Origin of the sequence: Variovorax sp. efr-133-TYG-130 (assembly GCF_030208835.1) — a bacterium.
GTDB lineage: Bacteria > Pseudomonadota > Gammaproteobacteria > Burkholderiales > Burkholderiaceae_C > Variovorax.
In genome coordinates, this window is record NZ_JARVTD010000037.1 from 103,934 (window position 1) to 125,461 (window position 21,528).

The following is a 21,528-nucleotide window of genomic DNA, read 5'->3' on the forward strand; positions in this document are numbered from 1 at the left end:
GCGAACCGCAAAGGAGTCTTTCGTGAAATTCAGGTTCTCGGACCGCGAGCTCAACTTCCTGGTCGGCATCAACGTCGCGATCCTCGTGGTCGCCACCGTGCTTTCGAAGGGCGACTTCCTCGACGTCTACAACTTCCAGTCGATGGGCGGCCAACTGCCCGAACTCGGCCTGCTCGCCATGGGCGTCGCGCTGTCGATGATCTCAGGCAACGGCGGCATCGACCTCTCCGGCGTGGCGCTGGCCAATCTCTCGGGCGTGGTGGCTGCCACGCTGGCACCGATGCTGGTGCAGCCCGATGCCTCGCCGTGGCTCTACACCGGCGCGTTCGCGGCCATTGCCATCGCAGTGGGGCTGGCGGGCGGGCTGCTCAACGGCGTGCTGATCGCGCGCGTCGGCCTCACGCCCATTCTCTGCACGCTGGGCACGCAACTGGTCTACACCGGCCTGGCCGTGGTGCTCACCGGAGGCTCCAGCCTGCGCGTGGGCAATGCGGATCCGCTGTCGGCCATCGGCAACGAGACGGTGCTGGGCGTGCCGATTCCGTTCGCGATCTTCGTGGTGATGCTGCTGGCCGTCGGCTGGCTGCTCAAGGAGAGCCCGTTCGGCATCCGGCTCTTCCTGCTGGGCACCAATGCCAAGGCGGCGCGCTACGCGGGCATTCCACAGGGCCGCATGCTGATTGCCACGTACGCGCTGTGCGGCGTGCTGGCGGCGGTGGCGGGCGTGATCATCGCGGGCCGCACGGCCAGCGTGAAGTCGGACTACGGCAACTCCTACCTGCTGATCGCCATCCTCATCACGGTGATGGCGGGCGTGCGGCCGCAGGGCGGCTACGGGCGCATGGTTTGCCTGTTCTTCTCGGCCGTGGCGCTGCAGCTGCTGTCCAGCACCTTCAACCTGCTGGGCATTTCCAACTTCTTCCGCGACTGCGCCTGGGGCCTGCTGCTGCTGTTCTTCCTGGCATCGGCGCGCCTGAGCCTGGGCGACCTGCGCAGCTTCATTTCCGTTTCGCGCACCAGCGCACCGCCGCATCAGCCCCCTCCTGGCGCGACGCAGAGAACCACCGAGGGCTAGGAGACAAACGAACATGCTGAAGAAAACCAAGATCGCCTGCACCGTGCTGGCACTGGGCACCGTGGCTTTCGCGTCGGCGCCGCATGCGCAGGGCAAGCCGCAGGACATCGTCACCGTGGTGAAGATCACCGGCATCAGCTGGTTCAACCGCATGGAAGTGGGCGTGAAGGAGTTCGGCGCGAGCACGCCGGGCGTCGCCACGCGCCAGATCGGCCCGGCCCAGTCCGACGCCGCGCAGCAGCAGCGCCTGGTGGAAGACCTGGTGGCCAAGAAGGTCGACGCGATCGCGGTCGTGTCGATGGACCCGCCCACGCTGGAGCCGGTGCTCAAGCGCGCGATGGAGCGCGGCATCAAGGTCGTCACGCACGAGGCGGACAACCAGAAGAACACCATGGTCGACATCGAGGCCTTCGACAACACGGCCTACGGCGCGCGCATCAACGAGCGCCTGGCCGCCTGCATGGGCCAGCAGGGCAAGTGGACCTCGCTGGTCGGCTCGCTGGGCAGCCAGTCGCAGGTGCAATGGGCCGACGGCGGCGCGGCGAACGCGAAGAAGTACCCCAAGATGCAGCTGGTCGACGCCAAGAACGAGTCGCTCAACGACGCCGAGAAGGCCTACGGCAAGGCCAAGGAAATGCTGCGCAAGCATCCGGACCTGAAGGGCTTCCAGGGCTCGTCCTCGCTGGACGTGCTGGGCATCGGCCGGGCGGTGGAAGAGGCCGGCCTGCAAGGCAAGGTCTGCGTCTTCGGCACCGGCCTGCCGAGCGAGGCGGCCAAGTTCCTGGAGTCGGGCGCGGTCGGCGGCATCGCCTTCTGGGACCCGAAGGACGCCGGCATCGTCATGAACAAGGCGGCCAAGATGCTGCTCGACGGCAAGACCATCACCGAGGGCACCGACATGGGCGTGCCGGGCTACAACAAGGTCTCGGTGAAGAAGGGGCCGGGCGTCGGCATTGTCGTCACGGGCCAGGCCTGGGTCGAAGTCGACAAGCAGAACTACAAGAAGTACGCCTTCTGAGCCTGCGAGCCATGACCCTTGAAGCGCTCTCTACCCACGCCCCGGCCGCGCCGGCGGGGCGCCGCGTCTTTCTCGAGGTGCAGGACGTGCACAAGCGCTTCGCGGGCGTGCACGCGCTGCGCGGCATCGACCTGACCATCGAGGCCGGCGAGATCTACCACCTGCTCGGCGAGAACGGCTGCGGCAAGAGCACGCTGATCAAGATCATCTCGGGCGCGCAGCCCCCGAGCCAGGGCCGCATCGTGATCGACGGCAAGCCGTACGAATCGCTGTCCCCGCTGCAGGCGCTCGCGCTGGGCATCGAGACGGTCTACCAGGACCTGTCGCTGCTGCCGAACATGAGCGTGGCCGAGAACGTCGCGCTCAGCGAGCAGCTTGTCGCCACCGGCGGCAGGCTGGCGCGGCGCTTCGACCGCAAGGCACTGGCGGCCACGGCCGCGCGTGCGCTGCAGGCGGTGAAGCTGCCGACCGACGCGGCGTTTCTCGCGCGGCGCGTCGACGAAATGCCCATTGCCACGCGGCAGCTCGTGGCCATCGCGCGTGCCGTGGCCACGCGCGCGCGCATGGTCATCATGGACGAACCCACCACCTCGCTCACGCAGAAGGAAGTGGACAACCTCGTGCACGTGGTGGAGGCGCTGCGCGAGCAGGGCGTGGCCGTGCTGTTCGTGAGCCACAAGCTCGACGAGTGCATCGCCATGGGCGGCCAGGCCATCGTTTTTCGCGACGGCACGAAGGTGGCGCAGGGACCGATCCGCGACTTCACCAAGGCCGAGCTCGCCCACTGGATGACCGGCAAGCACCTCGACGGCGAGCGCTACCGCCACGGCTCGCACGGCGGCGAAGAGCTGCTGAAGGTGGAGTCGCTCGGCCGCGGCGCGCTGTTCAGCGACGTGAGCTTCACGCTGCGCAAGGGCGAGATCCTCGGCGTGACCGGGCTACTCGACTCCGGCCGCAACGAACTGGCGCTGGCGCTGGCGGGCGTCCAGGCCGCCGACCGCGGGCGCGTGCTGCTCGACGCACGCGAGATCACGCTGAAGACGCCCACCGACGGCATCCGCCAGGGCATCGGCTATGTGCCCGAAGACCGCCTGAGCGAGGGCCTGTTCCTCGACAAGCCGATTCGCGACAACATCGTCACCGCGGTGCTCGACCGCCTGCGCGGGCGCTTCGGCGCGCTCGACGCGCGGCAGTGCCAGGCGCTGGCCGAACGCACCGTGGCCGATCTGCAGATTGCCACGCCCGACGTGGACCGGCCGGTGCAGTCGCTGTCGGGCGGCAACCAGCAGCGCGTGCTCATCGGGCGCTGGCTGGCCATCGGGCCGCGCGTGCTGATCCTGCACGGCCCCACCGTGGGCGTGGACGTGGGCTCCAAGGACACCATCTACCGCATCGTGCAGCGGCTGGCCGAGCAGGGGCTGGGCGTGATCCTGGTGAGCGACGACCTGCAGGAGCTGCTGCAGAACTGCGACCGCATCCTGCTGATGCGCAAGGGCCGCATCGCCAACGACTTCGACGCGCCGGGGCTCGCCGAGAGCGATCTCTATCACGCGCTGGTTTCAGACACACCTTCTCCCGCATTCCCATGACGGCTTCCACCATGCAAGCGCATTCCGCGCCGGCCACGCCCCCGCCCCAGGCGCGGGCCTCCCTGCGCGGCTGGCTCGCGCAGCGCCCCTCCGTCTTCACGCTGGCGCTGATCGTGCTGGCGAGCCTGGCGGTCGGCGCCATCAACCCGAGCTTCTTCCAGCTGCCCGTGCTGTTCGACATCGTGCGCGCCTGCACGGTGCTGGGCCTGTTCGCGCTGGGCGTGCTGATCGTGCTGGCGGCCGGCGGCATCGACGTGTCGTTCGCGGCCATTGCAGCGCTCACCATGTACAGCATCACCAAGCTGGTGCTGAACTATTTTCCGGAAGCGCCCATCGCGCTGCTGCTGATAGCCGGTGCCGCGAGCGGCGCGGTGCTGGGCGTGCTCAACGGGCTGCTGGTGCACTGGCTCAAGGCGCCTTCGCTGATCGTGACCATCGGCACGCAGTACCTGTACCGGGGCATTCTTCTGACCTTCGTGGGCACCGTGTTCTTCATGAACGTGCCGGCGCCCATGGACGCCTTCGGCAAGCTGGCGCTCTGGCGCTTCGACACGCCGCAGGGCCTGCACGCGGTGCTGCCCGCGACCGTGCTGGTGCTCGCCTTCGCGGCGGTGCTGACATGGTGGCTGCTGAACCGCACGCTGATCGGGCGCGCTGTGTACGCCATCGGCGGCAGCCTACCCATCGCGGAGCGGCTCGGCTACAACCTGCGCACGGTGCATGTCTTCGTGTTCGCGTACGCGGGCTTCCTGTCGGGGCTGGCGGGCATCGTGCACGTGTCGAGCACGCGGCTGGCGAACCCCTTCGACCTGGTGGGCAACGAGCTGGACGTGATCGCCGCGGTGATCCTGGGCGGCGCGCGCATCACCGGCGGCAGCGGCACGGTGGGCGGCACGCTGCTGGGCGTGGTGCTGGTCACGCTGATCAACAACGTGCTGATCATGGCCGGCGTGCCGAGCACCTGGCAGAAGGTGATCATCGGCGCGTTCATCCTGGTGGCGGGCGGCTTCTTCGCGATGCGCAGGCAGGACTGAGCTCGGCCGGTCGGGTTTTCTCGGGATTCGGGTAATCGGAGAAGAGGGGCAACTTTTTCTGCCTTATAGAAGTGAATTCTTCTCCAAACAAGGGTCTGCGCTAGTGCATTGAAGAAGCACTTCCCCGGAATGCGGCAGAACAATTCCGGGCATGAACGCCCCACACAACGCGACCGCGCTCAAGCGGCCCGGCTACCAGCTTTCCGACAATCTCTGGGCCCCTTCGGGCTCGGTCTTCATCACCGGCACCCAGGCGCTGATCCGTGTGCTGGTCATGCAGGGCTGGCGCGACGCGGCGCGCGGCCTGCACACCCAGGGCTTCGTCAGCGGCTACCGCGGCTCGCCGCTGGGCATGGTCGACCAGGCCATCTGGAAGGCAGGCGAGCGCTTCAGGCAGACCGGCATCCGCTTCGTGCCGGCGGTGAACGAAGAGCTTGCGGCCACCCAGGTGCTGGGCACGCAGCGTGTCGAGTCCGACCCCGAGCGCACCGTCGACGGCGTATTCGCCATGTGGTACGGCAAGGGCCCGGGCGTGGACCGCGCGGGCGACGCGCTCAAGCACGGCAATGCGTACGGCTCGTCGCCGCACGGCGGCGTGCTGGTGGTGGCGGGGGATGACCACGGCTGCGTGTCGTCGTCGATGCCGCACCAGAGCGACCACGCCTTCATGGCCTGGCGCATGCCGATCATGCAACCGTCCAGCGTGGCCGAATACCTGGAGTTCGGCCTGTACGGCTACGAGCTGTCGCGCTATTCGGGCGCGTGGGTCGGCATGGCGGCGCTGTCGGAAGTGGTCGAAAGCGCGGGCACGGTGGACCTGGACGTGGTCAACGCGCGCGTCGAGGCCTGGGAAGACGCCGACGCCGTGCGCGCCGCCACCGGCCACAGCGCGCCGGGGGACGGCCTGCACTACCGCTGGCCCGACCTGCCTTCGCTGCGCATCGAATCGCGGCTCGAAGACAAGCTCGCGGCCGTGGCTGCTTTCTCCAGGCGCAACAGCATCGACCGCGACGTGATCGTGAGCGAGCACGCCAGGGTGGGCATCGTCACCTGCGGCAAGGCGCACCACGACCTGATGGAAGTGCTGCGCCGGCTCGAGCTTTCGCCGGAGCAGCTGGCCCGCGCCGGCGTGCGGCTCTACAAGATCGGCCTGAGCTTCCCGGTCGAGCAGACGCGCATCAAGGCATTTGCGAAGGGGCTCGAAGAAATTCTCATCGTCGAGGAGAAGGGCGCCGTCGTCGAGACGCAGCTGCGCGACATCTTCTACAACGCACCGCCCGATGCGCGGCCCGTGCTCGTGGGCAAGCACGACCGCGAGGGGCAGCCGCTGGTGTCGGCGCTCGGCGAACTGCGGCCTTCGCGGCTCATCGAGCTGGTGGCGCACTGGCTGGCGGTGCACTTTCCCGACAACCGCGACCTGGGCGACCACCTGCAGCACGTGCGCGACTTCACGCCGCCCGAGCTGCTGGGCAACGCGAGCGATGCCGTGAAGCGCCTGCCTTACTTCTGCGCGGGTTGCCCGCACAACACCAGCACCAAGGTGCCCGAAGGCTCCACCGCGCGCGCGGGCATCGGCTGCCACTTCATGGCCAACTGGATGGACCGCAGCACGGCGGGGCTGATACAGATGGGCGGGGAGGGCGTCGACTGGATCTCGCACGCCATGTTCACGAAGACGCCGCATGTGTTCCAGAACCTGGGCGACGGCACCTACTACCACTCGGGCTACCTCGCCATCCGGCAGGCCGTGGCGGCCAAGGCCACGCTGACCTACAAGATCCTGTTCAACGACGCGGTCGCGATGACGGGCGGCCAGCCGGTGGACGGCGTCATCAGCGTGGACGCCATCGCACGGCAGGTGGAATCGGAGGGCGTGAGCAAGGTCGTGGTGGTGAGCGACGCGATCGGCAAGTACGACGACATCAAAGGCCGTTTTCCGCAAGGCACCGAGTTCCATGACCGCGCCGCGCTCGACGACGTGCAGCGCCGCCTGCGGGAAATCAAGGGCGTGACGGTGCTCATCTACGAACAGACCTGCGCCGCCGAGAAGCGCCGCCGCCGCAAGAAGGGCGAGCTGGCCGATCCGCCCAAGCGCCTGTTCATCAACGAGGCGGTGTGCGAAGGCTGCGGCGACTGCACCGTGCAGAGCAACTGCGTGGCCGTGCTGCCGCACGAAACCCCGATGGGCCGCAAGCGCAAGATCGACCAGACCAGCTGCAACAAGGACTATTCCTGCGCCAAGGGCTTCTGCCCCAGCTTCGTGGGCGTCACCGGCGGCAAGCTGCGCCGCAAGAGCGGTGCGCTGGCGGCGGGGCGCGATGCGTTCCTGCATCGCGTGGCCGCCTTGCCGCATCCGGCCGCGCACGCGTGGAGCGCGCCCTACGACCTGCTCGTGACCGGCGTGGGCGGCACCGGCGTGGTGACGGTCGGCGCGGTGATCGCGATGGCCGCGCACCTGGAAGGCAAGGCCGCCAGCGTGCTCGACTTCATGGGCTTCGCGCAGAAGGGCGGCTCGGTGCTGAGCTTCGTGCGGCTCGCGGATTCGCGCGAGCGGCTGCACCAGGTGCGCATCGACACGCAGCAGGCCGATGCCATCCTGGCCTGCGACGTGGTGGTGGGCGCATCGGCCGACGCGTTGCAGACCGTGCGTCACGGCCGCACGCGGGTGCTCGCGAACATCCACGAGATTCCGGTGGCCGAGTCGCTGCGCAACCCGGACGCCGACCTGCACGTGGACCTGCTGCTGGAGAAGATGCGCTTCGTGGCCGGCGAAGAGCAGGTCGAGACCTTCGACGCGCAGAGCCTGGCGGAAGAGTTCCTGGGCGACACGCTGGCGGCGAACATCGTGGCGACCGGCTACGCATGGCAGCGCGGGCTGGTGCCGCTGAGCCTGGAGGCGCTGATGCATGCGATCGAGCTCAACGGCGTGGCCGTGGCCGCGAACCAGTCGGCGTTTTCGCTGGGCCGGCTGGCGGCGGGAGACCCTGCGGCGCTCGACCAGCTGCGCGCCGCGCCTGCCGCCGATGCGCAGTCGTCGCAGGCCGATGAGCTTCCGCTCGACATGCTCATCGCCGATGCGCGCCGCCATCTGACCGGCTACCAGAACGCCGCATGGGCGGATCGCTTCGAAACGCGCATCCGCGGCCTGCAGGCGCGCGAGGCCGCATTGCAGGGCGGTGATGCAAGCCTGCCGTTCACGCGCAATGCCGCGCGCAGCCTGCTGAAGCTCATGAGCTACAAGGACGAATACGAGGTGGCGCGGCTCTACACCGATGGCGCGTTTCTCAAGAAGCTTTCGGAGCAGTTCGAAGGCGAACTGAAGCTCGAATTCCACATGGCACCGCCCGTGGTGGCGCGCGGCACGCACGGCCGTGCGCCTGCCAAGATCCGCATCGGCAGCTGGATGCTGCCCGCGATGCGGTGGCTTGCGCATGGCAAGCGGCTGCGCGGCACCGCGTTCGACCCCTTCGGCCGCACCGGGGAGCGGCGCATGGAGCGCGAGCTGATCGCGCACTTCGACGGGCTCTTCGACGCGATGGCCAATGAGCTGTCAGTCGACAACCAGTCGCTGGCCGCGCGCATCGCCGCGCTGCCGATGTCGATTCGCGGCTTCGGGCACGTCAAGCTCGCGAACCTGGAAGCGGCAAAGCTGCGGGAGGCGGAGTTGCTGTATCGCTTTGCGCCGTCGCGCTACGCGAAGCCGGCGTTCGCATCGGGTGCCGGGCAGATCCGCGGCATTGCGATCGTGGCCGGCGCGCGCTGACCGTCGCCGTTCAGCCGACCGCCTTGATGAGCTTGTCGCGGCCTGCCTTGGCGAGCATGGATGCGACCGCGCACGATGCCAGCCGGGCCGGTTCGGAATCGGCACGGCTCGTGAGGATCACCGGCACCTTGGTGCCCAGCACGATGCCCGCCGCATAGGCGCCGCCAAGAAAGGTCAGGCTCTTCGCGAGCATGTTGCCGGCATCGAGGTCGGGCACGATCAGCACGTTGGCACGGCCCGCCACCGGCGAATTGATGCCCTTGATGCGCGCGGCCTCGGCGTCGATGGCGTTGTCCATGGCCAGCGGACCGTCGAGCACCGCGCCGGTGATCTGGCCCCGGTCGGCCATCTTGCACAGCACGGCGGCATCGAGCGTCGACGGTACCTTCGCGTTGACCGTTTCCGTGGCTGACAGTATTGCCACGCGCACCGCGGGCATCTGCAGCGCGTGCGCAAGATCGATCGCGTTCTGCACGATGTCGACTTTCTCTTCGAGCGTGGGCGCGATGTTGATGGCCGCGTCCGAAATGATCAGCGGCTGCCCATGGCCCGGCACGTCCATCACGAAGCAATGGCTGATGCGGCGCGAGGTGCGCAGTCCGCCTTCGCGGCGCACCACCGCGCCCATCAGTTCGTCGGTGTGCAGGCTGCCCTTCATCAATGCATCGACCTCGCCGCGCAGGGCCATCGCGACCGCTGCGTCGGCCGCGGCATGGCTGTGCGGCGCATCGACGATGGGGGTGTTCGAGAGATCGATGCCGACCTCGCGCGCCGCCGCTTCTATCTTTGCGCGCGGCCCCACCAGCGTCGGCGCGATCAGGCCCAAGGCTGCCGATGAGAAGGCCGCTTCGAGCGACACGGCATTGGCCGGATGAACCACGGCCACGCGCAACGGCGGCAGGCTGCGTGCAGCGGAGATCAGGCGGTCGTAGTGCGGATGTGCTGCAAGGGGCGAAGACGCCATGCGGGCTCCTGGAGGTGAAGGGGAGAATGCGTTGCCGCAACGGTACTTGAAAAAATCTGCATCGAAGATGCCGACGGTTGCGTAAAGAATATCTGCACATGAAGCCCCAGGTCCAACCGAACAAGATCGTCGTTCTCTCAGGCTCCGGCGTGAGCGCCGAGAGCGGCCTGCCCACATTCCGCGATGCCAAGGGCTTGTGGAACACCTATTCCTGGCAGGAACTCGCAAGCCCCGAAGGCTGGCGAAAGTACCCCGAGGCAGTGCTTGCCTTCTACAACGAGCGGCGCGCGAAAGCCTGGCAGGCGCAGCCGAATGCGGCGCACCTTGCCATCGCATCGCTCGAGTCGGCATACGAGGTCGTGATCGTCACGCAGAACGTCGATGCACTGCACGAGCGTGCGGGCTCGCGCAACGTGCTGCACCTGCACGGCCAACTCGCGTATGCGCGCGGCACGTCGGAGCCGGAACCCACGCGCTATCGCGTGGACGGCGAACCCATCGCCATGGGCCAGTTGTGCGAAGACGGCACTCAGCTGCGGCCCGACATCGTGTGGTTCGGCGAAGCGGTGCAGCACTTCGAGGAAGCGGAAATGCATGTGGCCAGCGCGGCGCGCGTGCTGGTGGTGGGCACGTCGCTCACCGTCAATCCGGCGGCATCGTTGGTTCGGTACGCGGATCGCGCTGCGCAGAAGGTGCTGGTTGCGCTCGACATGGAAGACGTCCCGTACGGATTCACCTTCCTGCAAGGCAGGGCCACCGACGTCGTGCCCGCGCTTGCCGCAAAGTGGTTGAGCGAAGCGCGCGGAGCCCCGTAGCCGTTCCCGGTGCAGACAAATGGAAGGGCCCGCCATCGTTTGACGGCGGGCCTTTTTACCTGCGAGATGAAGCAGGCTAAAACTAATTGCTTTATTTCCTGGGCGATATGTCAGGCCATGGGAAATAAATCGTGAGGAATGGCGAAATCAGGATAGAGATTTGTCCAGATTCAATCGATTTGTCACAGTCGCGCCCGAACATCGCGCTCAAGAGTTTGCAAATGTGGATTCTCTTGATCGTGATGTGACAACTCAGGGAGCACTCAATCATGGCAGTAGCCGCGAAGGTGAAGCAGCAGTACCGGTAGCAGACCGCCAAGGGCGGCAAGGGCGTCGAGACGGTGCCGGGCTGGAACATCAAGGAAAACAAGGAAGCCTGATCCCTCTTGCGTGGGCCGCGAGTGCCGGCTTGCCGTCTTGCCTTTCGTGCGTTGATCAGATTTGGAGGGAGAGTGCCATGCCAACAGGCGCAGCACGGGCAATCCGCGTTCTCACCGCTTCTTGTGCCGCCATGCCCACACTGGGCGGGCAGCCCGCACTGGAGCCGCTGGCCATGGAAGGCGACGAAGGCCTGAGCAGCCTGTTTCGCTACACCGTCACGTTCAGCACGCCCGAGCAGGCCGGCTACAACGAGCGGCAGGCCGCCAACGTGAACATCAAGCAGCTCGTGGGCGAAACGCTCACGGTGCACATCGTGCTCGACGGTCGCCCCGGCGCCGGCGAAGCCAGGCGCCATATTTCGGGGCTGGTGACGCGCGTGCGCTTCCTGCGGCTGGAGAATCGCCGCGCGTTGTACGAAGCGGTGATGGAGCCTTGGCTCGCGCTGGCCACACGCACGAGCGACTACCGCATCTTCCAGAACAAGACCGTGCTCGACATCCTCGGCGAGGTGTTCTCCGACTACGAATTCGCCCATGAAGTGAAGGCTGCCCGCAGCTACCCGACGCGCGAGTTCCAGGTGCAGTACGGCGAGAGCGACTTCGACTTCGTCGCGCGGCTGATGCACGAGTGGGGGCTGTACTACTACTTCGAGCACGCCGAAGACAGCCACAAGCTCGTGATCGTGGACGACATGTCCGCGCACCAGCCGTACGCCAATGCGGGCTACCGGAAGATTCCGTTCTACGGTGCCGACGACACCGTGCGCGCCGAGCACTGCGACCGCTTCAACGCCTGCGAGACGCTGCAGAGCGGCCAATGGGTGACAGACGATTTCGACTTCAAGCGCCCCAAGGCGCGGCTGCAGCAGGTGAGCGCCATGCCGCGCAAGACCGCGCAAGGCAGGCAGGAACGCTACGGCTGGCCGGGCGACTACGTCGTCGAATCCGAGGGCGAGCAACTCGTGCGCACGCGCATGGAAGAGACCGGAAGCCAGGGCGAGCGCGCCAGCGGCTCGGGCAACCTGCGCGCCGTGGTGCCGGGCTGCCTGGTGACGCTGGAGCGGCATCCGCAGAACGAGGCCAACCGCGAATACCTTGTGACCGATGCGCACCTGCGGCTGCAGGACGTGGGCGACGCGAGCGCGCAGCAGGAGTTCGAATGCCGGGTCGACTTCGACGTGATCCCTTCGAGCAAGGTCTTTCGCGCGCCCGCGCCCGAGGCGCCCCGTCCGCGCACCACGGGGCCGCAGACCGCCATCGTCACGGGTCCGGCCGGCCGCGAGATATGGACCGACGAGTACGGACGCGTGAAGCTGAGCTTCCACTGGAACCGCTATTGCACGAAGGACGAGAACAGCTCGTGCTGGGTGCGTGTTTCATCGCCCTGGGCCGGCACCAACTTCGGCGGCATCCAGATCCCGCGCATCGGGCAGGAGGTGATCGTCGACTTCGAGAACGGCGACCCCGACCGGCCCATCGTGACCGGCCGCGTCTACAACGCCGACAACATGCCGCCGTGGGAGCTGCCGGCCAACGCCACGCAAAGCGGCCTGCTCACGCGCAGTTCCGAAGGCGCGACCGACGCCAATGCCAACGCGCTGCGCTTCGAGGACAAGAAGGGGCAGGAGCAGGTCTGGCTGCATGCCGAGCGCAACCAGGACATCGAGGTCGAGAACGACGAAACCCACTGGGTCGGCCGCGACCGCAGCAAGACCATCGAGCGCGACGAAACCGTGAACGTGGGCCATGACCGCACCGAAACCGTGGGTCACGACGAAACCATCACCATCGGCAACAACCGCATGGAGACGGTCAAGGCCAACGAGCTGCTGACAGTGCTGCAGAACATGAACCGCTTCGTCGCGCTCACTTCGTCGGAGGAAGTCGGCATCGCCAAGACATCGCTGGTCGGGCTGACCCAGACGGTTGCGGTGGGCAAGAGCAAGAATGAAACCATTGGCGAAGATTTTTCGCTCGACGTCGGCGAGAGGCTCGTGATCACCGTGGGCAAAAGCCGGCTGGAAATGACGAAGGACGGCCAGGTGACGCTCACCGGCGCCAAGTTCGATTTCCGCGCCACCGGTGCGGTACGGATCAACGGCAAGGTCATCGACCTCTGCTGAGGTCCGAAGACCCGAGAAGACCAGGACACCGCGATCCATGGCTCTGGACCCCAAGGCCACCGCGTCGTCGGCCTTCCTGCCTGCCTCCCCGGGCGGGGCGTTTGCGGGCGGCGCGGGGCCGGGCCGTATCGCCCGCCTGGCCGTCATCGTCGGCAGGCCCGCGCCCAGGTCGCCCGCGAGTGCGGCGCCTCCGGAGGCCGGCCGGGACGCGGCGCAGGCGATCGTGGTGTGCACGGCCCCCGATGTGTGCAAGACACCCATCGGCTCGGCCACGCCGCCCATTCCGTACCAGATCACCGGCAAGCTCGGCGATGACTCCAACACTTCGCAGGACGTGTTCCTCACGGGGCTGAAGGCCTTCAGGTTCGACAGCGTCGTCACGAACGTCAAGGGTGACGAGGCGGGCTCGGCCACTGGCATCAAGTCGGGCACTGTCGGCGACATCGCGGAGCCGAAGACTGCTTCGACAGTCGTCCGGGTCAATGGCCAGTGGCTGGTACGCGACGGCGACACCTTCTGGATGAACCGGCGCAACACCATTGGGGAGCTGAACTACAAGAAGGACCGCGGCACCTACTGGTCGCCCGACGACGGCAGCACCATCGACGACAGCGAGGCCGAGGCGCTTCTCGCGAAGGCGAGTGCCGATGGTGCCGTCATCGAGTACTACGAGACCGACCAGGAGAAGACCGGCAAGGCGCGCCTCATCCCCGCGACGGGCATGGCCGACTACGCAAGCCTGGTGCGCACGGCGATGGGCGAGAAGCCCATCCTGCTTGCACAAGCCCAGCTGCAGCAGATGCCGAATGCACCGGTCAGCGACGTGCGCCCCGGCGTCATCCCGCAGACGCGGCCGGCTCCGACCCCGAGCTTTCGGCCCGGCCCGGCGGCCAACGACAACGTCTTCCGGCCGCCCGCGGGCATGCCCCGGCCCGGAGGCAGCGCCGGAATGGCCGGCAAGGCCGCCGGCATCGCGGGGAAGATGCTCTTCGTGCTCTGGATAGCGCAAGGTGCGCCGATGCCCGGCGACAGCCTCATCCTCGGCAAGTCCGCAGCCAGGTCCGTCCTGGAAGGCATCAACCCGCAGACCCCGCAAGAACAGGCCATCTACGACCAGGCCTTGAATCATCTTGCCGAATACAAGGCCGGCGTCTATGACTCGTGGTGGCCCACGGGTGCGGACAAGTTCGACGCTGAAGTGCGCAAGGCCGTCGAAGACCAGATCGCCCAGGAGCGTACGCGCGCCCAGCAACAGGCACAGTCACAGGCTTCGCAGGCCCAGCCCGCGGCCCACCCCGACCCGGAGGCCGGCGTGCGCGTAGAGGGCAAGCCAGACCCGTGCAATCCGGGCGCGCACGGAAAGAACGATTGCCCGCCGGGACAGGATTCCCATCACATCATTGCCGACTACATATTGCGGCTCGGAACCCGCAAGGCGCCCGGCCCGCGGGTGCCGGGCGCGCCTTCGCTGGACGAAGGCCCGGCGATCTGCCTCTCCGAGAGCGAGCACCGCGAGGTGCACCGCCTGATGGACAACGCGATCCGCACGGCGGGGGGCGCCACCGGCACCGTGCCCTTCGAGAAGGTCAAGCAGATCGCCTACGACGCGCTCGGCAAGGCCAAGCCCGATTGCAAGGGCAAGTTCGAGGCCGCCACCGACGAGTTCTTCAAGAAGATGTCGAACGACGCGCTTGTACGGGCCTACAAATCGGCCTCCAAGGCCGTGAAGGCGGCTGCGCGCGATGCGCTCAAGGCCTCTGGCTGGCCGATCGAATAGAGTGAAGCGAAACACCCGCACAACCCACACCGCACGCACATGGATCAGTTTCCTCCCCCTCCCTCCACGCCCCAGTTGCGCATCGAAACCGGTGTCGCGGTGAACCGCCAGTTCCTGATCGTCTCGTGCTCGAAGCTCGAGGAGCGCTTCGACGGCTTTGCGCGTCTTTGCCTCTTCACGCCCGACAAGCCCATGCAGTGGCGCTACTTCGATCTGCCGCTGACCATCAGCGCCGTGGCGCTGCAAAGCGCGGGTGGTTCCGACGGCTCGGCGCAGGCCTTTGTCTTTGCCGCCGAGGACGGCGACATCGTGCGGTTGCCGGTCGGCAAACCGCCGGTGATGGAGCGCATTGCCGGTGCGGGCCTCTGGGACGACGACTCCGAGGGCTGGGGCTACATGAATGCGGTGCGCCAGATCGGTGTCCGCCTGTACGCCTGCGGCGACGGCGGCCAGGTCTATTGCCGTGAGAACCATGGAGAGGGCGACAGCGAGGGCGAAGTCGAATGGGTGCACGTCGACCACGGCCTGCTGCAGCCCGCGGAAGGCGAGCACAACCTGATGCTGAACGCGATCGCGGGGCCTGGCGAGGACTCGATCTACCTTGCCGGCTGGGACTCGGACCGCAACGCCGGCCTGCTGTTTCATCGAGGGGCCGATGGCGCCTGGACGCCGGTTCCGGTCGAAACCGCAAAGCTCACAGGACTGTGCGTGGAGGGCCCCGACGCAGTCTGGGCGTGCGGCCACGGAGGCGCGCTGCTGCACGGCAGCCATGCGGGCGGCTTCACCGACGTCTCGGCGCTCGACGACACCCGCAACTACAGCGACGTGGCGATCTACGGCGGCAAGGTCTACCTCGCCACTGCCGAGGGGCTGTTCGTGCGCGAGGGCGATGCGGTCGAGCCGGTGGACACCGGCATCGTTCCGGCGTATGCCGACGGCCACGTGCTGCAGGCGGTCGACGGTGTGCTCTGGTCGATCGGCTACCGGGACATCGCGCGCTTCGACGGCACCAGCTGGGAGCGCATCGTCTTCCCGGGCAACCCGCCCATCGCCTGAGCCGGGCGGAGCCGTGCCCTTGTGGAAGCGCGATGTGGAATGGGTGGCCGAGGCTGCCCAGCGCATCGGCTGCCATGGACTCGGCGACTGGCTGCCCGGCTTTGCCGACTGGGCGGAGTTCACGCCGGCGGCATGCCCGCCACCGGAGCCTTCGCATGCGCTTGCTCACTACGCCAGCCTGTCGCGCGGCCTTCGCATGCTGCTGCGCGGTGCCTTCGCAACGCAGGCCGTCGACCCGGAGCACTGGGTGCTGCACCAACTCGAGATCGATGCCGCCAGGCTGCCGCTGCCCTTCGGTCTCGATGCCGGGCGAGAAACTCCGCTGGGAGCGCGAGCAAAACTGTCGGCGGACACAGCCTTCGGCCGCAGCGTCGACCTGCGTGCCGGCAGGCGCCGCATCGTTCACTTCCTGGCGGACGGTCGCGTAGTGGGCGTGGACTTCAAGGCATCGATGGTGGGAATCGAATCCGTGCTCCTGCAGCGCGTGGTAGCCATGCCCGATTTCCGGACCATGAAGGAGGAGGCGAATTGACGTCCTCCGGTGCCGGCCCGAGCCCGGCCACCGCGTTCCTGCCTGCGAGCACGGGGCCTGCGTCCGAAGTCGCAGGCGGAATGCATGCGCTGCTCGTCGACACCCGCGGCACCCGCTGCCCCACGCCGCTGCTGCGTCTGCGCAAGGCGTTGCGGCGCTGCGAACCGGGGCGGGTGCTCGAACTCGCAGCCGACGACCCGGCCGCCTTCATCGACATTCCACGCGCGCTCGCCGAGTTGCCGGCGCAGTTGTTCGCCGTGCGCGACGAGGGCGCGTCCAGGGTCTTCGTGATCCTGCGCTGCTGACCGGAGCGCGGACGCTTCCTGCTGAACTCCACAATGGCTCCGCACCTCGAGAATCGCACGCCTTTTTCCGCACTCGCCTTTTCGCAGTTCCATCGCGACGGCACCGACATGGCCGTGCTGGCGGTGCGCGGAAGCTTCCACGTGGTGGCGAATGCGCCGCTCGTGCTCGCACCGCGGCAGGAAGAACTCGAACTCGCCGACCGCTACGAGGGTGATCCCGCCGGTGGCCTGCTGGTGCGGACCTGCGACATCGTGCCCTTCAAGCCGGCGGCCGATGTCACCATCCTGGGGGCGAGCTGGGCACCGCAAGGGGTGGCGTCTGCCTCGTGGCTTGCCGGCGTGCGCCTGGGCAGGCTCGAGAAAGTCGTGCGGGTGCACGGTCCCAGAGCCTGGCAATGCGCCGCGAAGCCGGAGGGCGACGAGAAGCACGGAGCTCCGGGGAAGAAGAAAGAGTGGGTGCTCTCGCCGGCCACGCCGGTGAAGGCCGTGGCGCTCGACTGGCGTGGCGCTTTCGGAGGCGAGATACCCGGTACGGGCGACGGGCAGGCGCCCGCCGACGTCCATCGCCACAACCCCATCGGATGCGGCATCGTGGACGCGGAGCACAGCCCCGGCGATATCGACATTCCCGCGCCCTGCATCGAAGACCCCGCCGACCCGGTGCTCGACTGGCGGCGCCACGACTACGTGCCGCAGGGCTTCTCCCCGTTGCCGCCGGTATGGCGGCCGCGCCAGCAGTTCACGGGCACCTTCGACGATGCGTGGCTGCAGGCAAAGCATCCGCTGCTGCCCGACGACTTCGACTACCGCTTCTATCAATACGCCGCGCCCGGCCTCATTCACGAGGAGCGCCTGAGCGGCGATGAAGAACTGCAGCTTCTGCACATGCATCCAGGCCACTCTCACATCCAGGTCTGGCTGCCGGGCGTGCGCCTGTCTGCCGCCGCGCATTGGAAAGATGGAGACGCAGCCGCGCTGGAGATGACCCTCGACGGCGTCCACGTGGACATGAACGCCGGCCTGGCGTCTGTCTATCTGACGTGGCGCTGCTGGGTGCCCAAGCGATCAGGCATCCGGCTGATGGAACTGCGGATCGAGAACCCGTCCAGGCTGCTGGAAATCGGGAGCCGGTATGTGGGGTGCGAGCGCATTGCGGGCGCACCGTACCCGTTGTGAGTCATTCAGCCGGTGCCTGTAATTCTTTTTGCGCATGCCGTTTGGCACTGGCCTGCGGTGGGTGCCTGGCTTAAGGTACGAACGGATTCGATGCGCCGACGTCGCTGTGTCACCAGCGCTGGCGTCATCCGGTTGTGATTCGCTGCCGTCCCGCTGCAAGGGCAGGGCGGCTGGTTCCACGGTGCCCTGCATGGGCACGCAATTTCTGAGGGAGTTGATCTCATGGCAGTAGACATGTTCATGCGCGTCGAAGGCGCGAACGGCGAATCCAAGGATTCGAACCACAAGGAGTGGAGCGACATCAAGTCGTTTGCGTGGGGCGCAACGCAGCCCGGAAACATGGTCAGCGGCGGTGGCGGTGGAGTCGGCAAGGCCAGCTTCAACGACTTGCAGGTGCTCGCGCGCATCGACAAGGCGGCACCGTCGGTGCTGAAGAATTGCGCCAGCGGCAAGCACCTGAGCAAGGTCGAGGTGTCGGTGTGCAAGGCCGGCGGCTCGCAGATCGAATACACGCGCATCACGCTCGAAGAAGTGCTGGTCACCTCGGTGCAGTACACGGCCGAGCAGGGCTCCGACGCCGTGTTCGTGCAGTACGCCTTCCAGGCCGCGAAGGTGAAGCAGCAGTACTGGGAACAGACCGACAAGGGCGGCAAGGGCGCCGAGACGGTGCTGGGCTGGAACATCAAGGAAAACAAGGAAGCTTGAGTTCCCTTCGTCGGGTGCGTTGACCAGGGAGCCTTCCACGAATGACCCGCAGCTTCATCGCCCACAGCGCGTTGGGCGAGCGCCTGAAGTTCCGCTCGATGACGGGACAGGAGCGCATTTCCGCACTGTTCGAGCATCGCGTGCGGCTCATCAGCGACATGCCCAACATCCAGCCCAAGCGCATGCTGGGCGAGGACATGAGCATCGAGGTGAACCTTGCCACCGAGCTTGGCGGCGCCGGCAAGCGCTTCCTGAGCGGGCAGGTCACGCGCTTTGCCTACGTGGGCAAGGACGACGGCGACATGTCCGTGTACGAGGCCACGCTGCGCCCGTGGCTGTGGTACGCCACGCGCCGCTCCGACTTCAAGATCTTCCAGTTCAAGACGGCGCCGCAGATATTGCAGGAGGTGCTCGCGCCCTACGGCTTTGCCATCGACGCGCGCCTGAGCGGCAACTACCGCACCTGGGACTACTGCGTGCAGTACGCCGAGAGCGACTTCAACTTCGTCAGCCGGCTGATGGAGCAGGAGGGTATCTACTACTTCTTCTCGCACGCGCAGGGCAGCCACCAGCTGGTGCTGTGCGACGGACCTGATTCGCACACGCCGCTGCCCAACGGCCCGGTGAAGGTGCCGTACCACGCGGGCGTGCTGGCCGCGCAGATCCTCGAGCAGGACTTCATCGACAGCTGGAGCCATTCGGAAGACATCGCGTCGGGCAATTTCGCGGCCGACGACTACGACTTCAGGAAGCCCAACGCCGAGATCGACACCGTGCGCCAGCAGCCGGCCGGCCACAGCCGCGACAACTTCGAGATCTACGACTGGCCCGGCGGCTACACCGAGCTTGGCGACGGCGAGAACTACGCGCGCCTGCGGCTGGAGCAGCTCGCAGGGCGCCGCGAACTGGTGAGCGCCGAAGGCAACCTGCGCCACATGGCGCCGGGCTACCTGTTCGAACTGGCGCGCCACCCCAACGCCGAAGACAACCGCCGCTACCTGATCGAGGCCGTGAGCTACGACTTCCAGGAGAACGCGCTGCGCGTGGTGGGCGCGGCGGACGCGGCCTACAGCGAATCAACCAGCAGCACCAGCTACCGCCAGACCTTCGAGGTGCTGCCCGACAGCGCGCCCTACCGGCCCGAGCGCGTCACGCCCCGGCCGCGCACCACCGGGCCGCAGACCGCGGTGGTGGTCGGCCCCGCAGGCGAAGAGATCCACACCGACGAATACGGCCGCATCAAGGTGCAGTTCCACTGGGACCGCTATGGCCGGCGCGACGAGAACTCCTCATGCTGGATCCGCGTATCGCAGACCTGGGCCGGCAGCAACTACGGCGCCATGCACATACCGCGCATCGGGCAGGAGGTGATCGTCGACTTCCTCAACGGCGACCCCGACTACCCGATCGTCACCGGCTGCGTCTACAACGCCGCGCAGATGCCGCCCTGGGAGCTGCCGCGCCACAAGACCCAGACCGGCTTCCAGACGAACTGGAGCAAGGGCGGCGGCGGCAAGCACATGCTGCGCTTCGAGGACAGCCGCGGCACCGAGCACATCGAGCTTTCCACCGACCACGGCAACACCCATCTGCACATGGGCTACCTGATGAACCAGGGCAGCGGCGTGCAGCGCAGCTACGGCTTCGAGCTGCGCACCAACGAGTGGGGTTCCATCCGCGCGGACAAGGGCCTGCTGCTGACCACCTACACGCAGGACTACGCGCAGCGCGCCTCGCGCGACAACCCCGACGGCCACGAGCACATGGGCGCCACGCTGGCGCAGAGCAATGCGCTGATGCAGGCGTCGGGCCAGGCCGTTGCGGCCACCAAGGCGCTGGTGGGCGCGATGGCGCAAGGCAAGAACCAGACGCTGATGGGGCTGGTGCAGGGCGTGCAGGCCGCGGGCGGCGTTTCGCAGGCCGTGGCGGCGCTGGCCGCGGGCGGCACCCCGGAGGCGGGCGTTTCCGACAACCCCGACCCGGCCATGGCCGACGCGCAGCAGATGCTCGACCTCTCGCGCAAGATCGACAAGCCCGTGGTGTCCATCGTCAGCCCCGAGGGGCAGACCATGATCAGCCCCAAGCCGATCGTGGTGAGCTCGGGGCAGAGCGTGTCGGTGCGCGCCACCTCGGCCATGACGCTGACCACCGGCGCGCAGCTCACGCAGCTGGTCACCGGCGGCATGCTCACGCAGGTGAGCGAGGGCGGGCAGGTCAACGTGGTGTCGGGCGGCGACATCGTCTCGCACGCCAGCGCCGGCGCCGTCAACCTGGTGTCGAAGACCGACGCCTCCATCACCTCGACCGACAGCAACGCCAACATCACCGGCCGCAAGTCGGTCGTGATCCAGGCGGCCGACCAGGACGTGTTCGTGACCGGCAAGACCAGCATCTCGCTGATCTGCGGCAAGTCGTCCATCGTGCTGCTTGCGGACGGCACGGTGAACATCAACGGCGTGAAGGGCCTCGTCAACTTCACGGGCGAGCTCGACCAGCGCGGCAGCAAGATCTTCCTGAACTGCGACGCGCCGATCGGCAGCGAGCCTGAAGAAGCGGTGGTGGAAGACGGCGTGCCCGTGGCGCCCGCGGCCGCCGCCACGTCGACCGAGGCATCGGAGCATGCCGTGCCCGCGGCCGCGCCGCCGGGCTATGTCACCACCGGCCTCGGCAAGGGCGTCGACGCCATCGCGGCGCGCTCGCCCACGCTGCAACGGCAGGTCAAGTTCCTGCAGGGCCAGGGCTGGAAGATCGGCTACGGCGCAGCGGGCGGAGGCACATATGCCGACACCAACCCCGCCGTGAAGAAGATCGTGATCGACGGCAACTACGCGAGCGACCCGTACAAGACTGCCGCGTCGCTGTCGCACGAGGTCGGGCACGCGGTGTATTCGTACCGCTTCAAGCCCGACATGTCTTCCAAGACCGCGTTCGTCAACAGCATGCTCGGCTCCGAGGGCGAGGCCGCGCTCAACCAGATCCAGGTGCAGCGCGAAGTGTGGCGCGCGGCCAAGGTCGACATCCTCAAGGGCGCGAACCCCGCGAACGTGGAAGCCTTCAACGATGCCTACAACAGCATGGTGAAGGGCGGCACCCGGGAGGCCGCCAGGGCCGCGGCCGGCAAGTACTACGGCACGCTCACCACGTCGACCACCGGCGAGCAGTACACGCAGTACTACGGCAACTCCTACGACAAGAAATATGCCGGGAAGCACTGAA

Annotated in this window: 15 protein-coding genes and 1 pseudogene; 15 read left to right on the top strand and 1 reads right to left on the bottom strand. The window is 67.3% G+C overall.

The window, feature by feature from the left end; translation table 11 throughout:
- The first annotated feature begins 22 nt into the window (after positions 1-22).
- The 5 genes from QRN67_RS28920 to QRN67_RS28940 all read left to right on the top strand — a co-directional run bounded on the left by QRN67_RS28920 (position 23) and on the right by QRN67_RS28940 (position 8,479).
- Positions 23-1,075 (top strand): ABC transporter permease, encoded by a 1,053-nt coding sequence (locus QRN67_RS28920; RefSeq protein ID WP_285414659.1) that lies wholly within the window; start codon positions 23-25, stop codon positions 1,073-1,075.
- Between the two features lie 13 nt (positions 1,076-1,088).
- Complete coding sequence (locus QRN67_RS28925; protein ID WP_285414660.1) at positions 1,089-2,093, top strand: substrate-binding domain-containing protein; 1,005 nt, start codon at positions 1,089-1,091, stop codon at positions 2,091-2,093.
- Between the two features lie 11 nt (positions 2,094-2,104).
- Positions 2,105-3,682 carry a sugar ABC transporter ATP-binding protein gene (locus QRN67_RS28930; protein ID WP_172839966.1) on the top strand — a complete coding sequence of 526 codons (1,578 nt, stop codon included), beginning with the start codon at positions 2,105-2,107 and terminating at the stop codon, positions 3,680-3,682.
- Entirely contained in the window at positions 3,679-4,716 is a 1,038-nt protein-coding gene (locus QRN67_RS28935) for an ABC transporter permease (protein ID WP_285414661.1), read from the top strand. Before QRN67_RS28930 ends, QRN67_RS28935 begins: the two co-directional genes overlap by 4 nt.
- Positions 4,717-4,867: 151 nt before the next feature.
- Positions 4,868-8,479 carry an indolepyruvate ferredoxin oxidoreductase family protein gene (locus QRN67_RS28940; protein ID WP_285414662.1) on the top strand — a complete coding sequence of 1,204 codons (3,612 nt, stop codon included), beginning with the start codon at positions 4,868-4,870 and terminating at the stop codon, positions 8,477-8,479.
- A 10-nt stretch (positions 8,480-8,489) separates the two neighbouring features.
- On the opposite strand, the gene QRN67_RS28945 is transcribed toward QRN67_RS28940, so the two are convergent.
- On the bottom strand, positions 8,490-9,443 hold the full coding sequence (locus tag QRN67_RS28945) for a phosphate acetyltransferase (RefSeq protein WP_081271249.1): 954 nt from the start codon (positions 9,441-9,443) through the stop codon (positions 8,490-8,492).
- Between the two features lie 98 nt (positions 9,444-9,541).
- Here QRN67_RS28945 and QRN67_RS28950 point away from each other — a divergent pair, with 98 nt between their 5' ends.
- From QRN67_RS28950 to QRN67_RS28990, 10 genes and pseudogenes are all read left to right on the top strand, one after another.
- Positions 9,542-10,258 carry an SIR2 family NAD-dependent protein deacylase gene (locus QRN67_RS28950; protein WP_285414663.1) on the top strand — a complete coding sequence of 239 codons (717 nt, stop codon included), beginning with the start codon at positions 9,542-9,544 and terminating at the stop codon, positions 10,256-10,258.
- Between the two features lie 278 nt (positions 10,259-10,536).
- Positions 10,537-10,638: pseudogene (locus QRN67_RS33245) on the top strand (type VI secretion system tube protein Hcp); the annotation flags it as partial.
- Between the two features lie 131 nt (positions 10,639-10,769).
- On the top strand, positions 10,770-12,761 hold the full coding sequence (locus QRN67_RS28955; RefSeq protein WP_285414664.1) for a type VI secretion system Vgr family protein: 1,992 nt from the start codon (positions 10,770-10,772) through the stop codon (positions 12,759-12,761).
- 37 nt (positions 12,762-12,798) lie between these two features.
- Positions 12,799-14,538: a DUF4150 domain-containing protein gene (locus QRN67_RS28960; RefSeq protein WP_285414665.1), complete on the top strand. Its 1,740-nt coding sequence runs from the start codon at positions 12,799-12,801 to the stop codon at positions 14,536-14,538.
- Between the two features lie 39 nt (positions 14,539-14,577).
- Complete coding sequence (locus QRN67_RS28965; protein ID WP_285414666.1) at positions 14,578-15,594, top strand: beta propeller repeat protein; 1,017 nt, start codon at positions 14,578-14,580, stop codon at positions 15,592-15,594.
- Positions 15,595-15,613: 19 nt separating this feature from the next.
- Positions 15,614-16,126, top strand: a complete 513-nt coding sequence (locus QRN67_RS28970) for a hypothetical protein (protein WP_285414667.1) — start codon at positions 15,614-15,616, stop codon at positions 16,124-16,126.
- Positions 16,123-16,431: a sulfurtransferase TusA family protein gene (locus tag QRN67_RS28975; RefSeq protein ID WP_285414668.1), complete on the top strand. Its 309-nt coding sequence runs from the start codon at positions 16,123-16,125 to the stop codon at positions 16,429-16,431. The genes QRN67_RS28970 and QRN67_RS28975 overlap by 4 nt, the downstream gene beginning before the upstream one ends.
- Positions 16,432-16,464: 33 nt before the next feature.
- Positions 16,465-17,607 (top strand): DUF2169 family type VI secretion system accessory protein, encoded by a 1,143-nt coding sequence (locus QRN67_RS28980; protein ID WP_285414669.1) that lies wholly within the window; start codon positions 16,465-16,467, stop codon positions 17,605-17,607.
- A gap of 222 nt (positions 17,608-17,829) precedes the next feature.
- Complete coding sequence (locus QRN67_RS28985; protein WP_081271256.1) at positions 17,830-18,312, top strand: Hcp family type VI secretion system effector; 483 nt, start codon at positions 17,830-17,832, stop codon at positions 18,310-18,312.
- A gap of 41 nt (positions 18,313-18,353) precedes the next feature.
- On the top strand, positions 18,354-21,527 hold the full coding sequence (locus QRN67_RS28990) for a type VI secretion system Vgr family protein (protein ID WP_285414670.1): 3,174 nt from the start codon (positions 18,354-18,356) through the stop codon (positions 21,525-21,527).
- Position 21,528: the final 1 nt, after the last annotated feature.